This is a genomic window from Virgibacillus sp. LDC1, assembly GCF_025792345.1.
In the GTDB taxonomy this organism is placed as follows: Bacteria; Bacillota; Bacilli; order Paenibacillales; family Paenibacillaceae; genus Paenibacillus_AQ; species Paenibacillus_AQ lautus.
Genome location: NZ_JAOXLZ010000008.1, coordinates 64,293 through 89,444, shown reverse-complemented (window position 1 = coordinate 89,444; position 25,152 = coordinate 64,293). Strand labels below are relative to the sequence as shown.

Below are 25,152 nucleotides of genomic sequence, written 5' to 3'. Positions count from 1 at the left end.
GGTAGTAAAGATGAACAAAATGAAATTATCACTCGTGATGCTGCTGGCTTTCTCGCTGCTGCTTGCGGCTTGCGGCGGCAAGTCGGAGGAAGGCCAGGGCGGAAGCTCGAACGGAGCTGCCGGCGAAGTTAAGACGGTTAAGATTTTCCAATTCAAAACCGAGATCGTGGACGGCCTGAATGAACTCAAGGTTGAATTCGAGAAGGAATATCCAAACATCAAGCTTGATATTCAAACCGTGGGCGGCGGTGCTGATTACGGTGCTGCACTGAAAACGAAATTCGCATCCAACGATGCGCCTGATATTTTCTCCAACGGCGGCGACGCCGAGATGGAGATGTGGATCGACCGTCTGGAGGATCTGTCCGATCAGCCTTGGGTGAACGATCTGGTGGACATGGCAAAAGAGCCGATGACCAAAGACGGTAAAGTATACGGCATGCCAATGAACCTTGAAGGATGGGGTTACATCTACAATAAAGATTTGTTTGAGCAAGCAGGCATTACCGAGCTTCCTAAAACCTATGCCCAATTGGAAGATGCTGCGAAGAAGCTGGAAGCGGCAGGCATAACTCCTTTTGCGAACGCTTACCAGGAATGGTGGCTGATCGGTAACCAAGGCATTAACCCGGCGTTTGCCCAGCAGGATGATCCGAATGCCTTTATCCAGGGCTTGAACGACGGTACTCAAAAATTCGCAGGCAATGCGAAGTTCAAAGAGTGGGCCAAGCTGATGCAGCTGACATTGGATCACGGGAACAAAAACCCGCTGACCACTGATTATAATACGGCCATTTCCCTCCTGGCTACGGGCAAAACAGCCATGATGCAAAACGGCAACTGGGCCCAAACCGAGATTGATGCCATTAATCCGGACCTGAATCTTGGCTACCTGCCGATGCCGCTTGGCGACAATGCGGAGCTAAATGACAAGCTGAACGTTGGCGTACCTGCGAACCTGGTCATTAACAAGGATTCCGCGTCGAAGGAAGAAGCGAAGATCTTCCTGAACTGGTTTGTCACATCCGATATCGGTAAAGAGTACATCGTCAAAAAATTCAAATTCATTCCGGCCTTAAAGACAATTGAAGCAACGCCTGAGGATATGGGCGACCTGGGTTCGTCTGTGTGGGAGTATGTACAAGCTGGAAAGGTACTGCCAAGACAATCCGCGAAGTTCCCTGACGGTGTAGCACAGGAATTCTCCGGTGCGATGCAGGCCTTCTTCGCAGGCAAATCCGATGCGAACAAGATGCTTGAGGATATGCAGACATCCTGGGATAACCTGAAAAAGTAAGGAGCAACGCTCTAATTCAAGTTAGCTAATCGTTCATAAGAGGTATGATCCCTGTCCGACATGACATGGGATGGTACCTCTTTTCTTTAAGATTCATAGTTCGTTGATAGAGGTTTGCTCAGCTAAAGAACGATGAAGGAGGCAATTCGATGATTAATGAACATTTTCCTAAGATATGGTATGGCGGGGACTACAACCCCGAGCAATGGGATAAGGCAACGATGGAAGAGGACCTGCGGATGTTTGAGCTGGCCGGCGTTGACGTGGCGACCCTCAATGTATTCTCCTGGGCCAAAACGCAGCGCGATGAGGACAGCTATGATTTCACATGGCTAGATGAAATTATGGATCGATTGGCAGAGGAGCAGGTCCATGTCTGCTTGGCAACAAGCACGGGGGCGCATCCGGCCTGGATGGCCAAGAAATACCCGGACATCCTGCGCGTTGATTACGATGGGCGCAAACGCAAATTCGGCGGTCGTCATAATTCATGTCCGAACAGCCCGACGTATCGCAAATATTCGGTGCTGATGGCGCGCAAGCTGGCTGAACGGTACAAGGATCATCCGGCATTGGTCATCTGGCACGTCTCCAATGAGTACGGGGGGTATTGCTATTGCGACAATTGCGAGCAGCAGTTCCGCGTCTGGCTGAAAGAGCGTTACGGGACGCTCGATAAGCTGAATGCCGCATGGAATACCGGATTCTGGGGCCATACCTTTTACGAGTGGGACGAGATTGTGGTACCGAACGCGCTCAGCGAAGAGTTCAACGGGAACCGGACGTTCTTCCAAGGGATATCGCTGGACTATCGCCGATTCCAATCCGACAGCCTGCTGGCATGTTACCGGTTGGAGAAGGAAGAATTGAAGAAGGTTACGCCGCACATACCGGTCACCACCAACCTGATGGGATTTTATCCGGAGCTGGATTACTTCGAGTGGGCGAAGCATATGGATGTGGTATCCTGGGACAACTATCCCGCGCTTGATACGCCGGTAAGCTTTACGGCGATGTCGCATAATCTGATGCGCGGGCTGAAAAGCGGGCAGCCGTTCATGCTGATGGAGCAGACCCCGAGCGTTCAAAACTGGTCGCCGTACAATTCCGCTAAGCGTCCAGGCGTGATGAGATTATGGAGTTATCAGGCCGTAGCCCATGGGGCCGATACGATCATGTTCTTCCAGCTCCGCCGTTCCGTGGGGGCATGCGAGAAGTTCCACGGCGCATTGATTGAGCATGTGGGACATGAGCATACCCGGGTCTTCCGGGAATGCGCGGAGCTGGGGCAAGAGCTGCAGCAGCTCGGAGACAAGCTGCTCGACTCCCGTTCGGACGCCAAGGTAGCGATCATGTACGATTGGGAGAATCGTTGGGCGCTGGCGCTGTCAAGCGGACCTTCCAAAGCCTTGAACTACGTGGACGAGGTTCATAAGTATTATGATGCGCTGTATCAGCTGAATATCCAGACGGATATCATCAGCGTTGAGGAAGACCTGAGCAAGTACGATGTGGTAATTGCCCCCGTGATGTATATGGTGAAGCCTGGCGTTGCCCAGCGCGTGGAGCAGTTTGTATCCAGGGGCGGAACCTTTGTGACGACCTTCTTCAGCGGCATCGTCAACGAGAACGATCTGGTGACCCTGGGAGGTCATCCCGGCGAACTGCGCAAGGTAACTGGTATCTGGGCCGAGGAGATCGATGCCCTGCTTCCCGGGCAGCAAAATCAGATCAACATGAAGCAGGATTGGGGATCACTGCGTGGAAGTTATCCATGTGGAATTTTGTGCGACGTCATCCATGCGGAGACGGCGGAGGTTCTGGCTGAGTACGGATCCGACTTCTATAAAGGCACGCCTGTTCTGACGAAGAATGCGTTTGGCGAAGGTCAGGCCTATTATGTGGCGAGCAGTCCGGATTCGCAGTTCCTGCAGGGGTTTCTTGCCAATCTGTGCGAAGAACAGGGTGTGAAGCCGCTGCTGGAAACACCAGCCGGGGTAGAGGTGGTGGAACGGGTGAAGGATGGGAACTCCTATTTGTTCATCATGAACCACAATGCCGAAGAGATGACGTTTGATGCAGGTTCTGCCAATCAATTCGATCTCCTGGGCAGCCGACAAATTTCGGGCCATGTTACGATTCCGGGAAGGGACGTCATGATTCTGGAACGGACGGCCGCCGTAAGGTCTTAAAGAGGACCATGGAGATTTAACTCGGACCTTGGTTAGGGGGCAAAAGCAGTGAGTATACATTTTCATGAAGATCTGGGGGTATTCCATCTACAAAGCGATCGATCAAGCTATGTGATTGAGCTTGTGCGGGGCGTTTATCCGGCGCATGCCTATTGGGGGCGTCGTATTCGCGATAACCGCGTCTTAGGATTGCTGGAACGCAGGGGAAGAGCATCCTTTTCGCCGTCGCCGTTTCGCGAAGATGCTTCCTTTTCCCTGGACAGTTTGCCTCAGGAATACCCGGGCTATGGCAGCGGCGATTTCCGGCAGCCTGCGTACCAGGTACAGCTGGCTAACGGGACCACCGTCACCGAAGCGGAATATGTCCGTCACCGGATATACAGCGGCAAACCGAAGCTGGAAGGCTTGCCTGCCGTATACGCGGAACAGGATGCTGAGGCGGATACGCTGGAGCTGGAACTGCTTGATCGGGTAAGCGGCTTGACGATTTATTTGTCTTATACGGTCATGAATGCATTCGATGCCATTACGCGTTCCGTGTCCTTCCGTAATGACAGCAAGGAGAACATTACCCTGCTGAAGGCCATGAGCGCCAGCGTGGATATGAATCATAGCCGTTATGACCTTCTGCATCTCCATGGGGCATGGGCGAGAGAGCGCCATGTGCAGCGCAGAAGGTTATCCCCCGGCATGCAGGGAATTGAGAGCCGCAGGGGTTCAAGCAGCCATAACCATAATCCGTTCCTTGCGCTGCTGTCCGAAGGCGCCGGCGAAGAGCACGGTGAGGTGTACGGCTTCAGCCTTGTATACAGCGGCAGCTTCTCTGCACAGGTTGAGGTGGATCAATACGAAACAGCCCGGGTTACGATGGGATTGAATCCATTCGATTTTTCCTGGCTGCTGGAGCCGGGACAATCGTTCCAGACGCCGGAAGCGGTGATGGTTTTCTCGGCGGAGGGCTTGGGCGGCATGTCCAGACGCTATCATAAGATGTACCGTACAAGGCTGAGCCGGGGGCAATTCCGGGATGCCACTCGCCCAGTATTGGTTAACAACTGGGAAGCGACCTACTTTAACTTTAATGCGGATAAAATCGAGCAAATCGCCAGCGCCGGTCGGGATCTCGGCATCGAGTTGTTTGTGCTGGATGACGGCTGGTTCGGCAAGCGAAATGATGATACGACTTCCCTCGGGGATTGGGTCGTTGACAAGAACAAGCTGCCGGAAGGCCTTGAGGATCTCGTGAAGCGGGTTCGCGATCTGGATATGCAGTTCGGTTTGTGGTTTGAGCCGGAGATGGTTTCGCCGGACAGCGATCTGTACCGTCAGCATCCGGACTGGTGCCTACATGTAGAAGGACGCCGGCGAACGGAAGGGAGACAGCAGCTGATCCTGGACTTCTCCCGCCAGGAAGTAGGCGATGCGGTGGCCGATATGGTTCGTAGCATCCTGAGAAGCGCGCCGATCACCTATGTGAAATGGGACATGAACCGAAATATGACGGAGATCGGGTCGGCCGCGCTGCCGCCTGAGCGCCAGCGGGAAACGGCCCACCGTTATATGCTCGGGTTGTATCGGGTGATGGAGCAGCTGACGACCGAGTTCCCGCATATTTTGTTTGAGAGCTGCTCCGGCGGTGGAGGACGCTATGATCCGGGGATGCTGTATTACATGCCGCAGACGTGGACAAGCGATAACTCCGATGCCGTCAGCCGATTGAAGATTCAATACGGAACGAGCCTTGTGTATCCTCTTAGCTCCATGGGAGCCCATGTATCCGCTGTTCCGAATCATCAGGTGCACAGGAATACTTCACTCCGTACGAGAGGCCATGCGGCGATGTCGGGCAATTTCGGATATGAGCTGGATCTGACGGTCTTCAGTGAACAGGAAAAGGAAGAGGTCCGCGAGCAGGTGAAACTGTATAAGGAGATTCGCCATCTGGTGCAGTTCGGGGATTTCTACCGCCTTCGGAATCCGTTCGAAGGGAACGAAGCAGCCTGGACCATCGTCTCCGAGGATCGATCTGAAGCGGTACTGTATTACTTCCGCATCTTAAGCGAGGCGAATGAGCCGATAGTGTGGCTGCGTACGGCGGGGCTGGATCCGGAAGGGGATTATCGGTGCATTGACGATGGGAACATCTACGGCGGAGACCGACTGATGAACGCCGGATTGGCCATTCCCGCGATGCATGGCGATTTCCAGAGCTTTATTTGGAGGTTCAAACGAGTGTAAGTTGCCATACTCAAGCTTTACGATCTGCGCCTGAGCGCAGCGTTATTTATAACAACGATCCAACATATAGCTGAATCATGCCAAAAAAGAACCGCCAGAGATGTAACAGCTCTGGCGGTTGTTGCTGTTTCATTCCGGCTGCCCTTAGGTTGCCGTAATGGAATAGGTGCCCCGGTCCGTTGTGAGCACCACTTGACGGTCTTGGATGTCCGCAGCCGTTAACCCGTCCAGTCCAATGACAAAGGCATTGCTTGGCAGCGGCGCTTCATGGCCGGCCGTGATGACAACGCCGGGGCCGTGCAGCAGCAGGGCATGGCGGTCTCCGTAACCGTCGATGGACTGCTCTTGATGCTGCTGGTGTTCAAATCGTTCCAGCTGTATTTCAATTTGGTCCTGATCCTTCTCTTCTTGCTTGGATATGTGCAGAGTGTGATTGCTTTTGGATTGAAGCCATTGGGTGACCTCTTCGATCGATGGATTCATCATGAACACCTTCCTTGATTTTAGGGTGGCTTCAAATAGTCTGTCCATGAAACCGCAACCTTATTTCAATTACAAGGGGTTCCTTCGTCAGAAAGCATATGAAAAATTAACGCGGATCCAACCCTCTTCATCTATTTACGTGTTAAGATAGTTTAATAATATGGAACAATCGCATGATACATAAGGAGGGGCCATGAGCAAGAAATGGTATTATGTTCTCGCCATCCTGTTCGTAGCCTGCAGCTGGGTCGGGAATGTCTGGTATTATGAATCCAACCAACTGGGAAGAACCGTATTCCTTGAGCATCATGTGGAAACAAGGGAAGGGGGAGGCCGTGTATTTGACTTGTATTATGTAGAGGACAAACGAGCAGACAAGACGCTAAGCTCCATCCGGATCGAAGGTTATCCCGAACAGATCATAACGCCATACCCCCAATATGCAGAGTATCAGAGGCAGGACCTGGGAAAAATAATGGTGAACTTAAATAAACCCGCCCCCGAGGAAGAAGGGACAGGAGAGCAGCTGAAGGAGCCGGTTCTCGTTCGAGAGATTACTGCCCTATACTCCGATGGAACCTCGGAACGAGTGGATATCGGGGAGATTTACATATGGCCTGGCGTATATGATCAGGAAGATCAAGATCCGATATCGTGGACGTCCGGCGGATCCTCTTCCGATAACTCGGGTTACGAATCTGCCGTCGTGAAGCGGTCCCTTCAGTTAACGGCGTTCTCCTCGAAATGGCTGGATATCGCAGAGGAAGGAGATCTCCGAATCCATGTCGACATTTCCAGACAAATACCGGGTACTAGTTACCGGTCTCAGCCTTCGGAAGCCCACATCGAGTTAAGAGGTAAACCTATCGACGAGATTCAGCTTCCACTCCAGATGAATAAAGGGGATTCCATAAGAATCAGCCACCAATTTGATATGCCATCGCTTGAGAAGAGCATGAAGGTATATCAGCTGATATTGAGAACCGCCTTTATGGAGGAAGGCCATCGCTATCGGAATGGAGATACGATGATTCCTTATCATCCAAGGCCGACGGATCAGGAAATGACGGAATTTGTTCGGGAAAGCAGGAGGAAACCATGAGAAGCGCTTATTATCGCATTGTGTGGGGCCTGCTCTTTGTACTGGTCGATCTGAAGATCGAAGTTGTGGATGTATTGCCGGACATGCTGGGATACCTGCTGATTGCTTCGGGATTATGGCGGCTTCAGGCGTTGAACGGATATTTTAGGGCAGGGCATCTGTCAGCCTGGCTGCTGCTGATCTGGTCGGTTCTTTCATTATTCTGGTTTCCTGAGGTGGGGACAGGCGGCGTGCCTATGCAATCTGTGAAGGAGCTGCTGATTCAACTGCCTTCCGTCTGCTTGCATATGGGATTGATATTCGGAATCTGCCGAGGCATTCAAGCCAATTCCGCAGGTGCCGAATCCGGACTGGATCATAAAGCCCGCTTCCGGGGGCACTTGTTTATGGCCGCGCAGCTGCTATGGCTTATTGCCTATCCGTTCATGCTAAATTTGGATTCGGGCGATATGATCCCTGTCATTTTTATATGCTCGCTCGCTGTGATGGCTGCCGAGATCGCGGTTCTGCTTCTCGTCAGGCTTGCCGGACGGGAATGGACAGAGGAAACGGAATAAAGTGCAAGACCTCAGTCCGTAATGGCTAACGGAGTTTAGTTTAACTGTTATCTTTGCTGGGATGATAAACAATCGTAACGCCCAGCTGGTTATATATTTCTTCGGTGTAGTGGTGATCCGGGCAATGCTTGATCGTAGCCATGTCTTCCTGCCTGGAAATCAGCTTCTGCTCGCAATCAGGGCAACGGTCCTGGAAAAGGAATTTCAGCTTATTCAACATGATCACCACACACCTCCCTGATTTCCGATACAAATACTTGGGTTTATTATAAATCAACAACGGGGTACATTCAATAGCAATGTGCGCGGTCACGAAATTAAATTGAACGGAGATCGATCACCTTGATAGTGCAGCTTGTAGTCATGATCTTTATAGGTATCATCGGTTCTTTTTTCTCAGGATTGCTGGGAATCGGCGGGGCGATCATTAACTTTCCTTTGCTGCTATACGTTCCTTCCTGGTTTGGATTGGAGGCCTTTACCTCCAAGGAGGTGGCGTCTATCAGCATGCTGCAGGTATTTTTCGCCTCATTGTCAGGCATGATCACCAACCGGATGAGTTCGCGCGGCGGTGAGTCGTACTTTCACAAGCCATTGGTCATTCAGATGGGGATCAGCACCCTGGTTGGCAGTCTGATCGGGAGTTTGTCCTCCATGCTGATGACGAGCGGTACAATTAACGTGATTTACGGTTTTCTGGCGGTTATCGCCGTGTTATTGATGATTGTGCCGACCCGGGCAACCATGGAAAACAGGTCGGTTACCGAGGTAACTTATCATTCAGGGATTGCGATGGGAGCCGCTTTTATTGTCGGCGGCATAGCCGGGATTGTCGGCGCTGGCGGCGCCTTTATCCTGATCCCCATCATGCTGACGATTCTTAAGATACCGACTCGGATAACCATCGCATCCTCACTCGCGATCGTCTTTCTGTCCGCGGTCGGGGGCGTCATCGGCAAAATCGCCTCGGGCGACATCCCGATCTGGCCGTCCTTGTTCGCGGTTGCCGGAAGCTTGATGGGTGCCCCCATCGGCGCCATCATCAGTCGCAAGCTGAACGTCCGACTGCTGCGGTATGCCTTGGCGATTCTCATTGCAGTTACGGCCGTGAAGATCTGGATCGATATTTTAGGGTAAGTAAAGAAGTAGAACCTTATTCATCATAGGAAAGAGGAGGAGATCAAGCATGAGAACCAATCCGCTAGGATCTTCGGAATTGTATGTAAGCGAAATCGGGCTGGGCTGTATGTCACTGGGGACGGATGAGGGACAAGCCGTGAAGCTTATCCATGAAGCGCTGGACCGGGGCGTGAATTTTCTGGACACGGCGGATCTGTACGACGAAGGTCGTAACGAGGAACTGGTAGGCAAAGCGGTTGAAGGTCGGCGCAAGGATGTGATCATTGCCACCAAAGTCGGCAACCGTCGTGTACCCGGGCAGGATGGATGGGTTTGGGATCCTTCCAAGGACTACATCAAATCCGCCGTCAAGGACAGTCTTCGCAGACTCGGTACGGATTATATCGATCTCTATCAGCTTCATGGGGGGACGCTTGATGATCCGATTGACGAAACGATTGAAGCTTTTGAAGAGCTGAAGCGGGAAGGGTGGATTCGATACTACGGCATCTCGTCCATCCGGCCGAACGTCATTCGCGAGTATGTCGCGAAATCCAATATCGTCAGCGCCATGAGCCAGTACAGCATCTTGGACCGGAGACCGGAGGAAGCAGTGCTCGATCTGCTTGCTGAGAACGGAATATCCGCCATTGCACGGGGGCCCGTTGCCCGCGGCATCTTGTCCGAACGCGGACAAGCCAAAGCCGAGAAGGGGTATCTGGATTACAGCAAAAATGAGCTGCTTGATGTTCTCAAGGGGCTTGAAGAGGTTGGCCGTGGCACAGATCTGTCCCATCTGGCCATTCGTTATGCTTTGGCCCATTCCGCTGTTGCCTGCACCATCCCTGGAGCAAGCTCGCTCGAACAGCTGCTGCATAACTTGGCGGCGGGAAATAAGGAAGAGTTATCGCCGCAGGACATCCAATCGATCCAGGCGATCAGTCGCGCCAACCAATATGAGGCTCACCGGTAATGATGGGTGCGATAAGCATGTGAATGATCCATCCCGTTAATCTTTTGGGACATGAAATGTTTATGTCCTGAAGGTTTAAGGATGAACCGCATCTTCGCATGTTATAATAACTGAATAAGAGCCTGATGTCAGGTGAATATAGAACATGCCCGCAATCCGCTTTAAGGATCACGGGCTTTTTTGTACCTTATAAATTAATTGGCGTCAAAACGCCTCGAATGCCAAACTTTTTGAGACGATGGTTCGTTCCAAGTAACGTAAACCGCGCGGCTTATGCCATAATCGTTAATGGTGAAAGGATTCTAGAATGATTACCATTGAGCATTTATCAAAAACCTATCGCAAGGGCGCTTGGGCGCTCTTGGATGTTTCTCTACAATTGGATAAAGGCATGACAGGTCTGCTAGGACCCAATGGCGCCGGCAAAACAACGCTGATGCGGATTCTGGCGACCTTATTGACGCCGACCTCCGGACAGGTGAGAGTGAACGGGATATCGATTGGACGGCCGGAGGAGATCCGGCAGATGATCGGGTATTTGCCGCAGCATTTTCACATTTACCCGCAGCTGACCGGCCGAGATTATCTGGATTATGTGGCAGCCATGAAAGGGATCACGGAACGGGGTGCCAGACAGAAGGAAATCTCCAGGCTGCTCGAGATGGTTAATCTCCAGGGGAAGGCAGATAAAAAAGTGCGTACTTACTCCGGAGGAATGAAGCAGCGGCTGGGGATTGCCCAAGCGTTATTGGGATCGCCTGATATTTTGATCGTTGACGAACCGACATCCGGGCTGGATCCTCAGGAGCGTGTCCGGTTTCGTAATGTGTTAACCCGCTTTAGCATCGACCGGACGGTCCTGCTATCCACCCATATCGTTGCCGATATCGAGAGCAACTGCCGTCGTATCGCAGTCATGAACAAGGGGAGATTGGCCATGAACGGCAGTCTGGCTGAACTGCAGGCTTGCGGGAAGGGACAAGTATGGGAAGCGGTCATGAGTCCGGATGAATTTGCCTTGATTGATCCCATGTCCGTCGTGTCTACCCGTACCGTTCCGGAAGGCGTCCTGTGCAGGTTTATCGGCCAAGCGGCCCCGGTTGCAGGGGCGTTTCCCGCGGATCCAACCCTGGAGGATGGATATCTGAGCCTGCTGCGGAGGGATCGCCATGCATAAATGGTGGAGACATAGTCTTCTTGAGCTTCGGCTTTTGTTCGGCAATCCCTTGTTTGCCTCTCTTCCAATCCTCTATGCGATTCTGTTCATCATTATGATGCTGCAGGCGGCAAGCGGCAACGGACCGAATCATAATTTATACTCGGCGGCTTATTCATTCCACATGCTGGGTCATACGATGACCCTGGGTCCGGCTATGTTAATTGGCATCTTGTCCATTCGCCGGGATGTCCGCCGTCGATCCTTTGAATGGAATCACAGCTTGCCCGTGTCTTTCTTTACCTTGTTATCGTCGAAATATGTGGTCAGTTTATTGTACTTTTCCCTGTTCACGTTGTCGACGTCGGTTATATTCTATATCCTGTCGATTAGCCAGGGGATCGCCGGTCATATTGCGATGATGCATACCATGCAATTTGCGGTGCAGTACGAGGTTTCCTATATGGTGACAATCGCGCTCGCCATGCTCCTTGGGGCAAGCATTCCGAATCGGATCGTTTATTTGATCGGTTTCTGTGCATGGATGTTCGGAACGTTTTTCATGGAAATTTACATTATCAGCGAATTAAGATGGCTGCCGGCCCAAGTGTTTCACCTCAACCAATTCTTCCTTCAATCCAATCGGTTTGAATATGAGAATTGGGGGTACGGTCTGTTTAGCGAAGATTTAATGAGTTCCCGGTGGTTCGTGCTGGCCTTCACTTTCCTGCTGCTAACGGTGTGTTTGTTCCTGTTAAACCGCAAGCGCCCTACGATGCTCTTGAAAGCGGGATGGCTCGCAGTACTGGGGGCTGTCGTATTGACGGCAGCTGCCGCGGTACCCTACGGCACGCTATGGGCGGAACGATATGCCCAAATTGATGCGAAGATTGGAGACCCCACGGTTTCTTATATTGATGATCCTGAAGATGGATCTTTCTATCATGTTTCTTCTTATGATCTCAAGCTGAAGCGGCTGCCAAACGATGAACTTCGCGTGATGGCGAAGCTAACGATACCCGCCTCCGAATTATCAGGCACGAGGCAGCTTCCGTTAACCCTGAACCGGATGTTCAAGCTTGAGCGTGTCCAATTCCAGGGTGTTGACGCTCCCTATCGCAGACAGGGAGATTGGCTATCGGTAAGGATGATTGGCCATGCCAAGGACGGAGAGATTCAAGCCGAGCTGGAATATAGAGGCAAGGTCATGGACTTTATGGCCGGGTATTCCCGTGAGGAATTTTCGGTTTACAGCGTGGGACCCGAAGTGAAGCTGGATGGTTATATCGCGTGGTATCCGCTTCCCGGTCATCAGCATGTATATTTAAAGAGTGATAACGGAGACCGTCCGCCGAAATATGTGTATCTGGGCTGGGAATTTGGCCGGATGCGTTATTCTTTCGGGGAGATGAAGCTGGAGGTCGAAGGTTATCCGGTACCCTTGTACACGGGGATGCGGGAGCTGGAACGAAGGCCCGGCTACCAGCGGTTTGAGGATAGGGAGATCGAGCAGAATGTCTCTCTGTACGGAGGTCAGTTCTGGAAAGAAATCCACCAGAGTGATCTGCCGATTACCATCGTGACAACGCCATATATGGAGAAGGCATCCGTGTTGATGCTGCGGGATATGAGAAAGAAGTATGACTATTTTTCCAAGTGGGTACCTGCGTTCAACAGCAACGTCGACAAGATCTTATATTTAGGTCAAGGTTTTGACTATCCCCGGGTGGACCATCGTCTGATTCTGTCCTCGAACCAGTACACATACAACCACTCAAACCTGCCCGGCGAATGGATGAACTCGGTTCTGTTCGGCAACCAGGATGGGCTGAATTATTATTTTGAACATCCGGAACGAGATGTGCGCGGAAAGATCAGCAGTCTGTTCTGGTATGTGTATTACGTGGAAGAGAAAGGGCTTAGCGATAAACAACTGAGATCCGCTTACGGAAATCTCCGGTCGGTACAGCAACTGTTGTTCAAAAATGGAGACGGTGATGATCCTCAAAACAAAATAGGGATAAGTATGGCTCAGCAAGTCAGAAGAGCATTGGAAGAAGGCAGAGGAGATCAGGTCAAAGAGCTGCTGGTTCATTTTTACCAGCAAGGGCTGATGCTTCCGAGCACCGAACGGAATTCGTACGTAAGCCCGGAGAGTTCGATTACGTACAAAGAATGGCAGCAGAAATGGGATGCCATGATGAATGTCAAATAATGACGACTATGCACATGCACACGGTCGGTTATAATTGAGAAATAGATATAATGGGAAGATTAGAATGCACATAGAAAGGGGGGGAAGGCATGATTTCCGATCAGCAGCTGTCCGAACGCATGGCTGCCGGCGACCAGGAAGCGTTTGAAATGTTGGTGACGAGGTACCATGGTCCGCTGCTCAGTTATACGACCCAGAGGCTGGCCGATAGGCAAAAAGCCCAGGATATCGTTCAGGAAACGTTTATCCGGCTCATTCGGCATCTGAAGCAGCACGGCACGCTGGAACATGTTCGCTCCTGGCTTTATCGCGTGGCTCTGAATATGTGCAAGGATTATTGGAAAAGCGCATCATACAGGTCTGAAGGTCTTGCGGGTGAGGAGATGCCGGATGCATACGACCCTGCACCCGGCGCGGAGGAACTCGTGGAGAGGCAGGAAACCTCGCTGGAAATTGCAGCATCGCTGGAGAACCTGCCCGATATACAACAGGAAGTCATATCTCTTCGATTCTTCCATGATTTGAAGCTGCAGGAAATCGCCGACCTGGTCGACCTCCCCTTAAGTACGGTGAAAACGCATTTATATAACGGCTTGAGAAAGCTGAAAAAAACATTGTCCATGGAGCATTCCGATTTGGTTCCCGTCCATACATCCCGAAGGACGCGGGAGAAGAGTCCTCAGGAACAGGTTCGGAACCGCTCCAAGCCGGAAGAGCCGGATTCGCAGTGCAAAGTAAAAGAAAGTGAGGTGTATCTCCATGGATCATCCATTCGATCATGAATTGAGAAGACTTGAAGACGAGCTTCGCGGCCCGCTTAGACGCGCTGCTCTTCCATCGCCGTCACCGGATGAGACGGCGCAGCTCATTGCGTCTCTTCAGGGAGAGTTCAATTTGCTTAGGATTGAGCCCGAGTCCCCCAAGCTGGATTTTAATCCGCAGGTCGACCCACCCTCATTAAAACAGATTCTTCGGAGCCAGATCCGATTGAACCAAAGATCCATTCTGCTCACAGCAGGCGCTGTATTCTGCATGTTGGTTCTGCTGATCGATCCGGAGTATCCGCTGGATCAGTTTGCCGGATTGCCCGGCGGCATTTTTCCGTTGATTACCCCTCTGCTGCTGATTGTATCGATGCTGTTCAGCAGCCGAACCTGGGATAAAGGGATGCGGGCCGTGGAGACCCTGACCCCATACCCGCCTGCGCTGGTGTTGTATACCCGCCTGCTGCTTGTGACCGGCATCGTTGTCGGAATGGCCTTGCTGAGTACCCTCGCGCTCGGGCTGCGATCCATCCAGGCGGAAACCTCCCGCTTTTTATTCGGCCCCTTTATTCTGGAGTGGATGGGCATTCTGCTGGTGACGGGAGGCGCTGCGATGTATATGCTGTTTCGCAAAGGCATGGTCGTCTCACTGATCTCGGCCATCCTGGTCTATGGAATGTGGATTGTGATTCAGGGACAAATCGTGGATCACGGCGTTTCCATGAGCGGCAAAATGATGACGGACATGGCCCTGCTTGTTATCGGAGTGATTCTGCTCGTCTCTTCTTACGGACGCAGCTTGAAACTGAACGGAGCCTGGAGAATGGCGAATGATTAGGCTGGAAGGACTGGAACGCCAGGCGGGTACGTACCGGCTTGAAATCGACAAAGCGGAGATTCACTCCGGCCTGAACCTTATCGTCGGAGCGAACGGGGCCGGGAAAACCACCTTGATTGAGCTGCTGACCACGCTGCAGGCGCCCGATGCAGGCGAAATTCTGTACAGCGGGCGCAGGGCAGGAGATCATTTGCCGCTGATCCGCAGTCAAATCGGTTATGTCCCGGCAGATATCGAGCTATATGGAGATATGAAGGTCGGCAAGCTGCTGACCTATATGGCCGAATTAAAGGGCGTCTATAACCCGGAGGCCATTGACAGGTTGATGATGGACTTTCGACTGGAGCCCTTCCGCAAGAGCAAGGTCAAGAATTTATCACAAGGGGTGCAGCGGCGCATTGCCGTCGTGCAGGCGCTGCTGGCCTCACCTTCTTTTCTATTCCTCGATGAGCCTTTAAACGGCATGGACGCCGAGGAACGCAAATTCCTGATCACGTACCTGACCAAATACGCCAGGGGCCGAATGGTGATCGTGGCCGCCCACGAGCTGAACGAATGGGAAGAAGCGGCAGATACCGTGATATGGATACACCGCGGACGCATCCGGTTTATCGGTTCACCGACCCAGTGGAAACTGAATGTGGCCTCCAGCGTCTGGGAAGGCGAGATCGATCTGGAAGCCTTCGAGCGGATACCGCAGGAGCTCCTGATTCATTTTCAAATGACGGAACATCACATGAGAGTAAGGCTGATGGGGAAAAAGCAGCCGGGCCCCGAATTTGTGGAGAAGGCGCCTACGCTGGAGGATACCTTTTTCCTACATATGAACGCCTTAGCCAGACGCGGCTGAGTATAGCTTGGATCATGAAAAATCATCGCCTTATTTTGGGCGATGATTTTTGCGTTTTCATCCGGTGGAAGTCGCCTACTTGGTCGTTTTCCCGCCCTTATGCCTCCAATTATAGATCCACGAGGCAACCATGGTGGAAGGCAAAAACATAATTTGCGTGTTGTAGTGTAGCTGTTCTTCTTGAAACGACATCTTGTTGTAATACGTTTCCTGATCGACCCCTCGCCTCCGGCGATCCTTCTTTAACGCTGCAATATAGCGGTACTGCACGGGAATCATAAACAGGAATCCGGCGACTAGAACACTTCCAACAATCCACCACTCAGAATTCATAAGTACACCCTCCTAAAGATTATCGTTTATGGAAAATCATAAATATTCAATACGTATTTAACCTTGGTATGGATTCATCTATTTACAATAACGAATGCCCGTCATGCTGACTTTGTCAAAAGAAAGCCAATCATCTTATTCAGAACAGGGTAAGGAAGGGTAGGCATGGTGCGCGTATACGCTGAACAGCGGCGCAATCGTGTATGAATGGATGATGGAGAAGGGAGCGAGATGTAATGGGAACCGTAAGTAATTTAGGAACGGAGAAGGTGGCGCTGGTAACGGGCGCTGGCGCCGGAATCGGACGAGGGATTGCCAAGGTTTTGGCTGAAAAAGGATACCGGCTGGCGATGACCTACAATTCGAGCAAGGATGGAATATCGGACATAGCAGAGGATATTCGCCATACCTATGGCAAGACGCCTCTTATTATTCAAAGCGATTTGACCGTTCGCAGTGAAGCGGAGAATACGATACGAAAGACGATAGAGGAATTTGGCCGGATCGATCTGTTGGTGAACAATGCGGGGATCGGCCTATATGACGAGCTCACGGAGCTTGAAGAGGACGCGCTGGACATGACGGTTCATCTCGATTTTCGAGCGCCGATGCTGCTTAGCAAATATGCCGTCCGGGAGATGATCGCCCAGGGAATACCGGGAAATATCATTTTCATCACGTCCTCCCGAGGAGAGAGGGCTTATCCCAAGGACAGCATATACGGGGGTATGAAGGCAGCGCTTATACGTGCCGCACAATCGCTGGCGCTCGAGTGGGCGCCGCATGGCATCCGCGTAAACTGCGTCGCTCCGGGGGCGACCGTTCACAAGCCGGACCAATCGGCAGAGGACGAGCCGCTCGGCAGAAAAATTCCGCTGGGACGCTTAGGTACGCCATCGGATATCGGGGAAGCGATTGCTTGGCTCTGCTCGGATGCGGCATCCTACATTACCGGCATTAACCTCCGCATTGACGGCGGTCTGATCTTGCCGGGCATGCCCGAGGATACATCCCCGGAAGCCGGTTATGGATGGGGTAAAGTTTATAAAGAGGAGAAGGAATAAAGCTGTTTTCAGACTGCATACAGCATAAATTAATATATTCCGATGAAATTAGTTGGTTATCACTCTTTTCAAACAAAGGAAAGTATGAGAGAATGGGAGAAATTATGAAACCATAATACTTTCCATATGAAGAAAAGGGAGGAAACACCCATGTCAGAAGAACGCCAATTTTCGATTGAAACCTTAGCGGTTCACGCCGGTCAGGAGCTTGATCCGACCACATTATCCCGCGCTGTCCCTCTGTATCAGACGACTTCCTACGGGTTTAAAGACAGTGAGCATGCGGCGAATCTGTTTGCGCTCAAAGAATTCGGTAACATCTACACGCGTATTATGAACCCGACCACGGATGTGTTTGAGAAGCGGATTGCAGCGCTCGAAGGCGGTGCCGGTGCACTGGCGACATCTTCCGGGCAGGCAGCCATCACCTTCTCCATTCTAAACATCGCTGGCGCAGGTGATGAAATTGTTTCTTCCTCTAGCTTGTATGGCGGCACTTATAATTTATTTTCCAATACGCTTGCGAAGCTGGGCATCAAGGTGCATTTCGTGGATTCCACGGACCCGGAAAATTTCCGCAAAGCGATCAATGACAAAACAAAGGCAGTGTTTGCCGAAACGATCGGCAATCCGCAGGGCAATGTGCTGGATGTGGAAGCGGTTGCGGCCATCGCGCACGAGAATGGCATTCCGCTTATCGTAGATAACACCTTCCCAAGTCCGTACTTGCTGCGTCCGATTGAATATGGGGCAGATATCGTCGTTCATTCTGCGACCAAATTCATCGGCGGTCACGGGACCTCCATCGGAGGGGTTATTGTGGATAGCGGTAAATTCGATTGGACGGCAAACGACAAGTTCCCGGGATTGACCCAGCCGGATCCAAGCTATCATGGCGTTGTGTATACGGAGGCAGTAGGTCCGATCGCATACATTATCAAAGCGCGCGTGCAGCTGCTGCGGGATATCGGCGCGTCCCTGTCCCCATTCAATTCCTGGCTGCTGCTGCAAGGGCTGGAAACGCTGCATCTTCGCGTTGAGCGTCATAGCGAGAATGCGCTGAAGGTTGCCCAGTATTTGGAGAGTCACGAGGCGGTGGAATGGGTGAGCTATGCAGGGCTGCCGAGTCACCCTTCGCATGAGCTGGCGAAGAAGTACCTGCCCAAGGGCCAAGGCGCTATCCTGACCTTCGGTATCAAAGGCGGGGCAGCAGCAGGTCAGAAGGTGATCGAGAATGTGAAGCTGTTCTCCCACTTGGCCAACGTCGGCGATTCCAAGTCGCTTATCATTCATCCGGCGAGCACGACGCATCAGCAGTTGACGGAAGACGAGCAGCTTACGGCTGGCGTAAATCCGGAATTGCTGCGTTTGTCGATCGGGACCGAGTCTATCGATGATATCTTGTACGATCTGGGACAAGCTATTGAAGCCAGCCAGAAGTAAGGCAACCTTTATCATTTGAATTGGAATATCAAGGCACTTTCCTCTTTAGGGGAAGGTGCCTTTTCGTTAATTTCAATCGCTAGGACGATTCATGTAATCGATCCAGGGATGCCCGTCCGGAAACTGCGTCCGCAGCGCTTGGGCAAGCCATCCTGCAGCCTGCCGATCGAGGAAGGGCAGAACCTTCCTGAAATCCCGTTCGTCTTTTTCGCGGATGTTCTTGCTCCCTCCTTTATATAGGAGTTGTATCTCCGGTTTCAGATAAGGAATTCCTTGGTCTGTTTTTAAGGATATATCTTGGAGCGGTCTTCGAATGGACGGTTCTCTGCGATAAACCCAGCTGTCCTGTTCGGTCTCCACCAGCATGATCTGGAATGAAAATGGGGCTTCCTCATTCCGGCTTACCCATACATCGCCAACCGAATGCAAATATTCGCCTTCCTCCCAGAGCGATAAGGTTCCTTGATCCGCTTTGTACAGCGTCCATTCGTTGGCTAATGCAGCGTAAATGGCGGCTTGCTCTTCGCGAAGGATCAGGATATCGATATCGCCGTGTTCTCTAGTCTGTTCTCCCAAATATAAATCCAAAGCCCAACCTCCGGCGATATACCAACGAGCAGGGATTTTAGCAAAAATTTTGACGGCATCCGATACGCTGATCGGTTCCCAATGATCATAATCGGTTCTCATGTTCTACTCTCCTTTTTTCCAGCATTGATCTATCCTCCATTGTAAAGGTTTTATCCTGCCCCTGAAATGATGATAAATAGATAGGGTCAGGCGTCCGCACCTTCGTGCAGGCATCAGGTACAAGGAGAGCAGGGCGCTTGGTTCGTACCGTCCCGATATTTTTCAGCCGGTGTTTATCCCGTGCGCTGTATATTTCCAATTGTTTCATAATAATCTGTAAGGAGGCGTTTATCCAATTCAAGGTGAAAGGGAGTAGAAGGATAACCATGACGGAAAGGCAATGGGGAGCAGGCAGTGAATTGGGAGAGCGTCGATTTGAAGATGAAGAGTTTATCGGAGCAGAGGAGATTACGGCAAACGAGATTTCTCCCGAGACAGATCTGCTGAAGCATTTTGCAATGGCAGGAGGAGTCACCCATGAGGAGGTATTGCTGTTACTGGCGTCGCCTGACGATATTGAAGAAGCCCTCAGGGTTTCAGGGATTCGGCATAACGGCACAGACAGACCGTCCTTGACCCGACTGCTGGGGTGGAGTGACAGGAACCGAAGACTGAAAGTCATGAGCCGATCCGCAGACCCTGAATCCATTGCACGAGATATCAGGCAAGGTGCTCAGGGAATCGGGCTGATACGCGGGGAGGATGCTTTGCAGCATGGCCTGCTGCAGGAGGTTTACACAGCGTGGTTGAATTCGCGGAGTGCAGAGAAGAGCGCCCTATTAAGGCGGAGACTTATTATGCTATGGAAGACCTATTGGGTGTCGGTGTTTCAGGCGGCGGATGGAGCCCGATGTGCGGTCAGCTTGCTGCACGATGCCCGGCTTTTCAACACGATGGAGTTGCGTGAAGCGCAGGATGCTCAGCTTGAGTCCTTGTTCCGGGCTATGGAGCAGTGCAGCGAGGAAGGCGTAGATTGCCAATTAGAGCTCCTGGCTGTACGCCCGGCACACGCGGATGACTTTATATCGATCCATAATTTTATCGAAGAAGTGGCAGAGCAGACCCTTATGGATCAGAGGCGTTTTGTGCGTATTCGCTATGGAGCGCTGTTCGGAGAAGGAATGAACCCAGCGGCGGCAGCGGAGATTGCCCGTTTGGCCGATGTGATTGTATTCGATTCGGAGGGGACGGAGAATTCCGTGTCGTCGGATGTGGCAGGACACAAGGTCTCGGCATTCTCAGAGATGATCCATCGTATTAGGCGAACGAAGCCACAATTAACGCTCCGGATTAATGGGGTGGCTACCACGGATTTACGTATGGTTTACCGGCAGGGCATACACGAGGTGTGCTGTCAGCCCTCAGAGATTGCAGCCATTCGAATAACCGGTGCAAGGCTGGAGATGCGCCGCAGATGTTCGACGATTGTCGATTGATGGAATGTGAGCGCTTTACAAAATAGGTGAGTGATTAGAAAGAAGTCCTTGCGGACAGAGATCGCAAGGGCTTTTTTACGTGCAGAAGATTCGTCTTCATCATCAGGAACGCCAATAGGTACGCTTCTGCATTTAAAAAATGTGAAAAATATGGTTTACAAATGAGGGTGAAGTGAGTATGATACATATAAAGTTGTACGAAGGAAAATAAATTGTATAAGTTCAAAAATGATTCTCATTCTCATTTAGCATGCTGCTCCGGCGAAGCCGGGGCAGCATGTGTCATTTTAAGGGTAGTAATAATGGATCTCATTCTCAACTAGGAAGGTGATTGGTTATGCAATGGATACAAAGTCAAACGACGACTGGACGCATATCGACAATAGAAAACGGAGCGGATCCGCGTGAGCCGCGGCAGCCTGGAAAGTGGGATATACGCAGCCTGCTGAGCAACGCGGAGGTCGTGGCTGCGCTGGGCAGCGGCCTGCTGATGCTGGTGGCTTGGCTGACCAGCCAATGGTCCGAGCCGCTCTCCGTTGTGCTGTACGTGATATCCTACGCCGTCGGTGGATGGGTGAAAGCGAAAGAAGGTGTCGAGACCCTTCTGAAGGAGCGCGATCTGGATGTGAATCTGCTGATGATTGCTGCCGCTATGGGAGCTGCGGCGATCGGATACTGGAATGAAGGTGCGATGCTGATCTTCATCTTTGCCCTCAGCGGGGCGCTTGAGAGTTATACCATGGAGAGAAGCCGCAAGGATATCTCGTCCTTGATGGAACTGCAGCCGGAGACGGCCCTGCGCATCGAGAAGGGGGAGATGGTATCGGTATCCATCAACAAGCTGGAGATCGGCGATCTGATTCTGGTAAAGCCGGGCGAGCTTATTCCTGCAGACGGCAAAATTTATCGCGGCAGCTCCTCCGTCAACCAGGCTTCGATTACCGGCGAATCCGTACCGGTCGATAAGGCCATTGGGGATGAAGTGTTCACCGGAACCTTGAACGGGGAAGGCGTATTGTACATTGAGGTTACTCAATCGGCGGAATCTACGTTGTTCGCCAAGATTATCAAGCTGGTGGAAGAAGCGGAGAACGAAGTTCCGGAATCGCAGCGGTTCATCAAGCGGTTCGAATCGATATATGCCCGTGTCGTTGTCATTGCGACCGCGGCTCTGATTGTTTTGGCTACTCCCGTCCTGGGATGGGATTGGGATACCACCTTCTATAAAGCGATGGTGTTTCTCGTAGTAGCATCCCCTTGTGCGCTGGTATCTTCCATCATGCCTGCGATGCTGTCGGCGATTTCCAATCGCGCCAGAAAAGGCGTATTGTTCAAAGGCGGCGCCCATATTGAGAATATGGCGCGCACGGCGGTTGTCGCTTTTGATAAGACCGGTACCTTGACGCTCGGTACGCCAGTGGTCACGGATTTTATCGCAGGCGAAGGCTGGGATCGGCATGAACTGCTTGGCATCAGTGCTTCTATCGAAAGAATGTCGAAGCATCCTCTGGCCTTGGCGATTGTCCAATCGGCTGAGAAAGAGGGGGCCGAGCTGCAGCAGGTAGAGAACGGACAGTCCATAACTGGATGGGGTATGCAGGCGGAAGTGGAAGGAATCACTTGGAAAATAGGAAAAAGCGATGTTTTGGATCATCCGACTATAGATCAGCATTCAGGTGCAGCTACCGCGCAAAAGGAGTTGAGCGCGCTTGAAGAGAATCGCCTGCACTGGCTGTCCATCCGGAACATGCTGGAATCCGAAGGCAAGACGGTTTCCGTGATCCTGAAGGGAGACCGTATCGCGGGCATGATCGCTCTGCAGGATGCGGTTCGGCCTCAAGCGGCAATGGCTGTTAAGCGGCTGCAGCAGTTGGGCATCAAGGTAGCGATGCTGACGGGGGACCGCAAGGCGACGGCGGACGTGATTGCGAAGCAAAGCGGTGTAGACATGGTGTTCTCCGATTTACTGCCGGAAGATAAAGTTACACATATTAAGGAGTTACGGGCCCGTTACGGCCATGTGGTCATGGTTGGGGATGGTGTGAACGATGCACCGGCACTGGCTACCGCGACCGTAGGCATCGGCATGGGCGTTTCGGGAAGCGGAACGGCGCTGGAGGTAGCGGACGCGGTGCTGATGAATGACAACATCGACGAAATTGCCGGCACCGTCAAAGTGGCACGCCGCGTTCAGCGCATCGTGAAGCAAAATATGATATTTGCCATCACCGTGATTTTGACGCTGATTGCAGCCAATTTCATTCAAGGCGTTGCGCTGCCGTTGGGCGTCATCGGTCACGAAGGAAGCACCATTCTGGTTATACTGAACGGGCTTCGTCTGCTCCGCAGCAGCCATTAAGTTAATGGACCGAGTATCGCCTGCAATGACAAAGCGTCCCCTTCTTTTCCTTGGTGGAGAAGAAGGGGATTTTTTATGGGCAGCGGAAATGATCTAGAATATCTTCAAGATTCAAACTGCTGCGATTCGCATGCAGTAGATCCCTTCAAGACCATCCTTATGTCTTCATCAAACATTCATCTTCCTGCCGTCAAAAGGATGGTGGTGGCCTTTTCGTGCCCCTGATTTCTTCTAACCCAAACGGAGCGCACCCATGACCTCGAAGTAAACGTTTTAAAATGAGGTACTCTTTCGTAAACGAGGTTCGTTTTTTCAAAATAGTAAAGTCCCCTCCGTTTTATGAAGAATGGATTAACAATATTTTCAGATGGGGTGTGATGTGGCATATTGACAGACGGCTCCGATATAACCATAATTAATATTAATTTATAATGATTATAATTAAGTGTTCCATATATAGGAGGGAAACGATATGTACAAATCCGTTATTATAGGCACAGGCCCTGCCGGCCTTACGGCTGCAATCTATCTGGCTCGCGCGAACCTGAGCCCGCTCGTCATTGAAGGTCCGCAACCTGGCGGGCAGCTGACCACCACAACCGAAGTTGAGAATTTCCCGGGTTTTCCCGAAGGCATCATGGGTCCTGAGCTGATGGACAATATGCGTCAACAGGCTGAACGTTTTGGCGCGGAATTTCGTACAGGCTGGGTGAACAGCGTGGAATTCGGAGAGCGTCCGTTCAAGCTGGACGTAGACGGTATGGGCGAGGTAGTTGCCGAAACGTTGATCATCTCTACGGGCGCAACGGCCAAATATCTCGGCATTCCGGGAGAACAGGATAATGTAGGACGCGGTGTAAGTACTTGCGCCACATGCGACGGATTTTTCTTCCGCGGCAAAGAGATCGTTGTTGTCGGCGGCGGCGATTCCGCGCTGGAAGAAGCCAACTTCCTGACTCGCTTTGCATCCAAAGTGACACTCGTTCACCGTCGGGAGGAGCTTCGTGCATCGAAAATCATGCAGGATCGCGCCCGTGCTAACGAGAAAATCGAATGGGCACTGAACCGCACGCCGCAGGAAGTCATTGCGGACGAGACAGGCGTAAAAGGCATCAAAGTGCTCAACAATGAGACTGGCGAAGAAGAGACGATTGCGGTCAGCGGCGTGTTCGTGGCGATCGGTCATCATCCGAACACCGGTTTCCTCGGCGGAAACATTACAACGGACCCGAACGGTTACATCGTAACGACTCCGGGAACATCCGAGACGAATATCCAGGGCGTATTTGCATGCGGCGACGTGCAGGATACCCGTTACAGACAAGCGATCACGGCAGCAGGAAGCGGCTGTATGGCAGCTATGGATGCAGAGAAATACATCGAGAGCTTGGAACACAACGCTGTCGTGTTGTAAACTGATAGATATAGGGACGAACGGGCTATAAGCAGCCCAAATCATGAGTAGAGGAGACTGACCAACCGTGGAAAATGTGATTGTATACACTTCGAACAACTGCCCGCACTGCAAACAAGTAAAAGGCTTCTTGTCCGATCAAGGCATCGAATTTGAAGAGCGCAACATCGAGCAGAACGACGAATTCGCGCAGCAAGTATGGGATATGGGCGTTCGCGCAGTACCCCTCACCATCATCGGTGAGCACCGTATTCTTGGCATGAACAAGCTCCAGTTCAACAAAGCATTGAACCCGGAAGCTTAATCTAATCAGGCATGATGGCAGGCCAATCGCTTGCTTATGATAAAAAGCTCCTTCCCGAGGTTCGGGAAGGAGCTTTTTTTGTTGCCGAGCAATGCTGCCAAACGTTCGCACAAATCATGTTCACTTGTTGAAAAACAGACTCATGATGATTTGGAATACGACGTATGCGACCACGCCGGAGCCGAGGAGGATGAAGCCGGCTTTTTTCTTGCCTTGAAAAAAACGCATGATGGCGAGACTGAACAAAGGTGCGATAACTAGGAGAAACAGCAATACGGTCACAAACATTTGTGCCGATATTTCCGCAGTGCTTACATAGGTCATTTGAGCGTTTCCTCTCCCTTTTGTATAACGATCACACGTTTCTCACGAGGAGAATCGTGAT

23 protein-coding genes are annotated in these 25,152 nt (G+C 51.6%); 18 read left to right on the top strand and 5 right to left on the bottom strand.

Features of this window, described 5'->3' with window-relative positions:
• The first annotated feature begins 10 nt into the window (after window positions 1-10).
• The 3 genes from OHJ21_RS31200 to OHJ21_RS31190 all read left to right on the top strand — a co-directional run bounded on the left by OHJ21_RS31200 (window position 11) and on the right by OHJ21_RS31190 (window position 5,727).
• Entirely contained in the window at window positions 11-1,297 is a 1,287-nt protein-coding gene (locus OHJ21_RS31200) for an ABC transporter substrate-binding protein (protein ID WP_486022182.1), read from the top strand.
• Window positions 1,298-1,446: 149 nt separating this feature from the next.
• Window positions 1,447-3,489, top strand: coding sequence for a beta-galactosidase (locus OHJ21_RS31195; protein ID WP_100541453.1), 2,043 nt, complete (start codon window positions 1,447-1,449; stop codon window positions 3,487-3,489).
• Window positions 3,490-3,537: 48 nt separating this feature from the next.
• Entirely contained in the window at window positions 3,538-5,727 is a 2,190-nt protein-coding gene (locus OHJ21_RS31190; protein ID WP_486022180.1) for an alpha-galactosidase, read from the top strand.
• 144 nt (window positions 5,728-5,871) lie between these two features.
• Here the strand turns inward: OHJ21_RS31190 and ymzB are convergent, their stop codons facing one another.
• Window positions 5,872-6,258 (bottom strand): protein YmzB, encoded by a 387-nt coding sequence (gene ymzB, locus OHJ21_RS31185; protein WP_394059606.1) that lies wholly within the window; start codon window positions 6,256-6,258, stop codon window positions 5,872-5,874.
• A 145-nt stretch (window positions 6,259-6,403) separates the two neighbouring features.
• On the opposite strand from ymzB, the gene OHJ21_RS31180 reads away from it, so the two are divergent.
• Window positions 6,404-7,312, top strand: a complete 909-nt coding sequence (locus OHJ21_RS31180; RefSeq protein ID WP_486022178.1) for a hypothetical protein — start codon at window positions 6,404-6,406, stop codon at window positions 7,310-7,312.
• Complete coding sequence (locus OHJ21_RS31175; protein ID WP_100541456.1) at window positions 7,309-7,869, top strand: hypothetical protein; 561 nt, start codon at window positions 7,309-7,311, stop codon at window positions 7,867-7,869. The genes OHJ21_RS31180 and OHJ21_RS31175 overlap by 4 nt, the downstream gene beginning before the upstream one ends.
• Before the next feature lie 40 nt (window positions 7,870-7,909).
• Here OHJ21_RS31175 and OHJ21_RS31170 read toward each other — a convergent pair whose 3' ends face one another.
• Window positions 7,910-8,089, bottom strand: coding sequence for a hypothetical protein (locus OHJ21_RS31170; RefSeq protein WP_071219655.1), 180 nt, complete (start codon window positions 8,087-8,089; stop codon window positions 7,910-7,912).
• A 122-nt stretch (window positions 8,090-8,211) separates the two neighbouring features.
• Here OHJ21_RS31170 and OHJ21_RS31165 point away from each other — a divergent pair, with 122 nt between their 5' ends.
• The 7 genes from OHJ21_RS31165 (at window position 8,212) to OHJ21_RS31135 (ending at window position 15,784) form a co-directional block, all read left to right on the top strand.
• On the top strand, window positions 8,212-9,006 hold the full coding sequence (locus OHJ21_RS31165; protein ID WP_100541457.1) for a sulfite exporter TauE/SafE family protein: 795 nt from the start codon (window positions 8,212-8,214) through the stop codon (window positions 9,004-9,006).
• A 49-nt stretch (window positions 9,007-9,055) separates the two neighbouring features.
• On the top strand, window positions 9,056-9,961 hold the full coding sequence (locus tag OHJ21_RS31160; protein ID WP_486022175.1) for an aldo/keto reductase: 906 nt from the start codon (window positions 9,056-9,058) through the stop codon (window positions 9,959-9,961).
• Between the two features lie 307 nt (window positions 9,962-10,268).
• Window positions 10,269-11,138, top strand: a complete 870-nt coding sequence (locus OHJ21_RS31155) for an ABC transporter ATP-binding protein (protein WP_100541459.1) — start codon at window positions 10,269-10,271, stop codon at window positions 11,136-11,138.
• Window positions 11,131-13,332 (top strand): ABC transporter permease, encoded by a 2,202-nt coding sequence (locus tag OHJ21_RS31150; protein WP_486022173.1) that lies wholly within the window; start codon window positions 11,131-11,133, stop codon window positions 13,330-13,332. The genes OHJ21_RS31155 and OHJ21_RS31150 overlap by 8 nt, the downstream gene beginning before the upstream one ends.
• Before the next feature lie 89 nt (window positions 13,333-13,421).
• On the top strand, window positions 13,422-14,114 hold the full coding sequence (locus OHJ21_RS31145; RefSeq protein WP_486022171.1) for an RNA polymerase sigma factor: 693 nt from the start codon (window positions 13,422-13,424) through the stop codon (window positions 14,112-14,114).
• Complete coding sequence (locus tag OHJ21_RS31140; RefSeq protein ID WP_100541462.1) at window positions 14,092-14,934, top strand: hypothetical protein; 843 nt, start codon at window positions 14,092-14,094, stop codon at window positions 14,932-14,934. The genes OHJ21_RS31145 and OHJ21_RS31140 overlap by 23 nt, the downstream gene beginning before the upstream one ends.
• Window positions 14,927-15,784: an ATP-binding cassette domain-containing protein gene (locus OHJ21_RS31135; RefSeq protein ID WP_486022169.1), complete on the top strand. Its 858-nt coding sequence runs from the start codon at window positions 14,927-14,929 to the stop codon at window positions 15,782-15,784. The genes OHJ21_RS31140 and OHJ21_RS31135 overlap by 8 nt, the downstream gene beginning before the upstream one ends.
• 75 nt (window positions 15,785-15,859) lie before the next feature.
• Here OHJ21_RS31135 and OHJ21_RS31130 read toward each other — a convergent pair whose 3' ends face one another.
• On the bottom strand, window positions 15,860-16,117 hold the full coding sequence (locus tag OHJ21_RS31130; protein WP_326115702.1) for a DUF3949 domain-containing protein: 258 nt from the start codon (window positions 16,115-16,117) through the stop codon (window positions 15,860-15,862).
• A 236-nt stretch (window positions 16,118-16,353) separates the two neighbouring features.
• On the opposite strand from OHJ21_RS31130, the gene OHJ21_RS31125 reads away from it, so the two are divergent.
• On the top strand, window positions 16,354-17,181 hold the full coding sequence (locus tag OHJ21_RS31125; protein ID WP_326115700.1) for an SDR family NAD(P)-dependent oxidoreductase: 828 nt from the start codon (window positions 16,354-16,356) through the stop codon (window positions 17,179-17,181).
• 150 nt (window positions 17,182-17,331) lie between these two features.
• Window positions 17,332-18,624 carry a homocysteine synthase gene (locus OHJ21_RS31120; RefSeq protein ID WP_326115698.1) on the top strand — a complete coding sequence of 431 codons (1,293 nt, stop codon included), beginning with the start codon at window positions 17,332-17,334 and terminating at the stop codon, window positions 18,622-18,624.
• Window positions 18,625-18,696: 72 nt separating this feature from the next.
• Here OHJ21_RS31120 and OHJ21_RS31115 read toward each other — a convergent pair whose 3' ends face one another.
• On the bottom strand, window positions 18,697-19,314 hold the full coding sequence (locus OHJ21_RS31115; RefSeq protein WP_486022166.1) for a nucleotidyltransferase domain-containing protein: 618 nt from the start codon (window positions 19,312-19,314) through the stop codon (window positions 18,697-18,699).
• A 266-nt stretch (window positions 19,315-19,580) separates the two neighbouring features.
• On the opposite strand from OHJ21_RS31115, the gene OHJ21_RS31110 reads away from it, so the two are divergent.
• From OHJ21_RS31110 to OHJ21_RS31095, 4 genes are all read left to right on the top strand, one after another.
• A complete protein-coding gene (locus OHJ21_RS31110; RefSeq protein ID WP_486022164.1) occupies window positions 19,581-20,690 on the top strand; it encodes a PEP-utilizing enzyme, TIM barrel domain protein in 1,110 nt (369 codons plus the stop codon).
• 337 nt (window positions 20,691-21,027) lie between these two features.
• Complete coding sequence (locus OHJ21_RS31105) at window positions 21,028-23,049, top strand: heavy metal translocating P-type ATPase (protein WP_100541469.1); 2,022 nt, start codon at window positions 21,028-21,030, stop codon at window positions 23,047-23,049.
• 472 nt (window positions 23,050-23,521) lie between these two features.
• Complete coding sequence (trxB, locus tag OHJ21_RS31100; RefSeq protein WP_127593930.1) at window positions 23,522-24,463, top strand: thioredoxin-disulfide reductase; 942 nt, start codon at window positions 23,522-23,524, stop codon at window positions 24,461-24,463.
• A gap of 67 nt (window positions 24,464-24,530) precedes the next feature.
• Window positions 24,531-24,767 carry a glutaredoxin family protein gene (locus tag OHJ21_RS31095; RefSeq protein ID WP_006212730.1) on the top strand — a complete coding sequence of 79 codons (237 nt, stop codon included), beginning with the start codon at window positions 24,531-24,533 and terminating at the stop codon, window positions 24,765-24,767.
• A 120-nt stretch (window positions 24,768-24,887) separates the two neighbouring features.
• Here OHJ21_RS31095 and OHJ21_RS31090 read toward each other — a convergent pair whose 3' ends face one another.
• Window positions 24,888-25,091 (bottom strand): hypothetical protein, encoded by a 204-nt coding sequence (locus tag OHJ21_RS31090; protein ID WP_100541471.1) that lies wholly within the window; start codon window positions 25,089-25,091, stop codon window positions 24,888-24,890.
• Window positions 25,092-25,152: the final 61 nt, after the last annotated feature.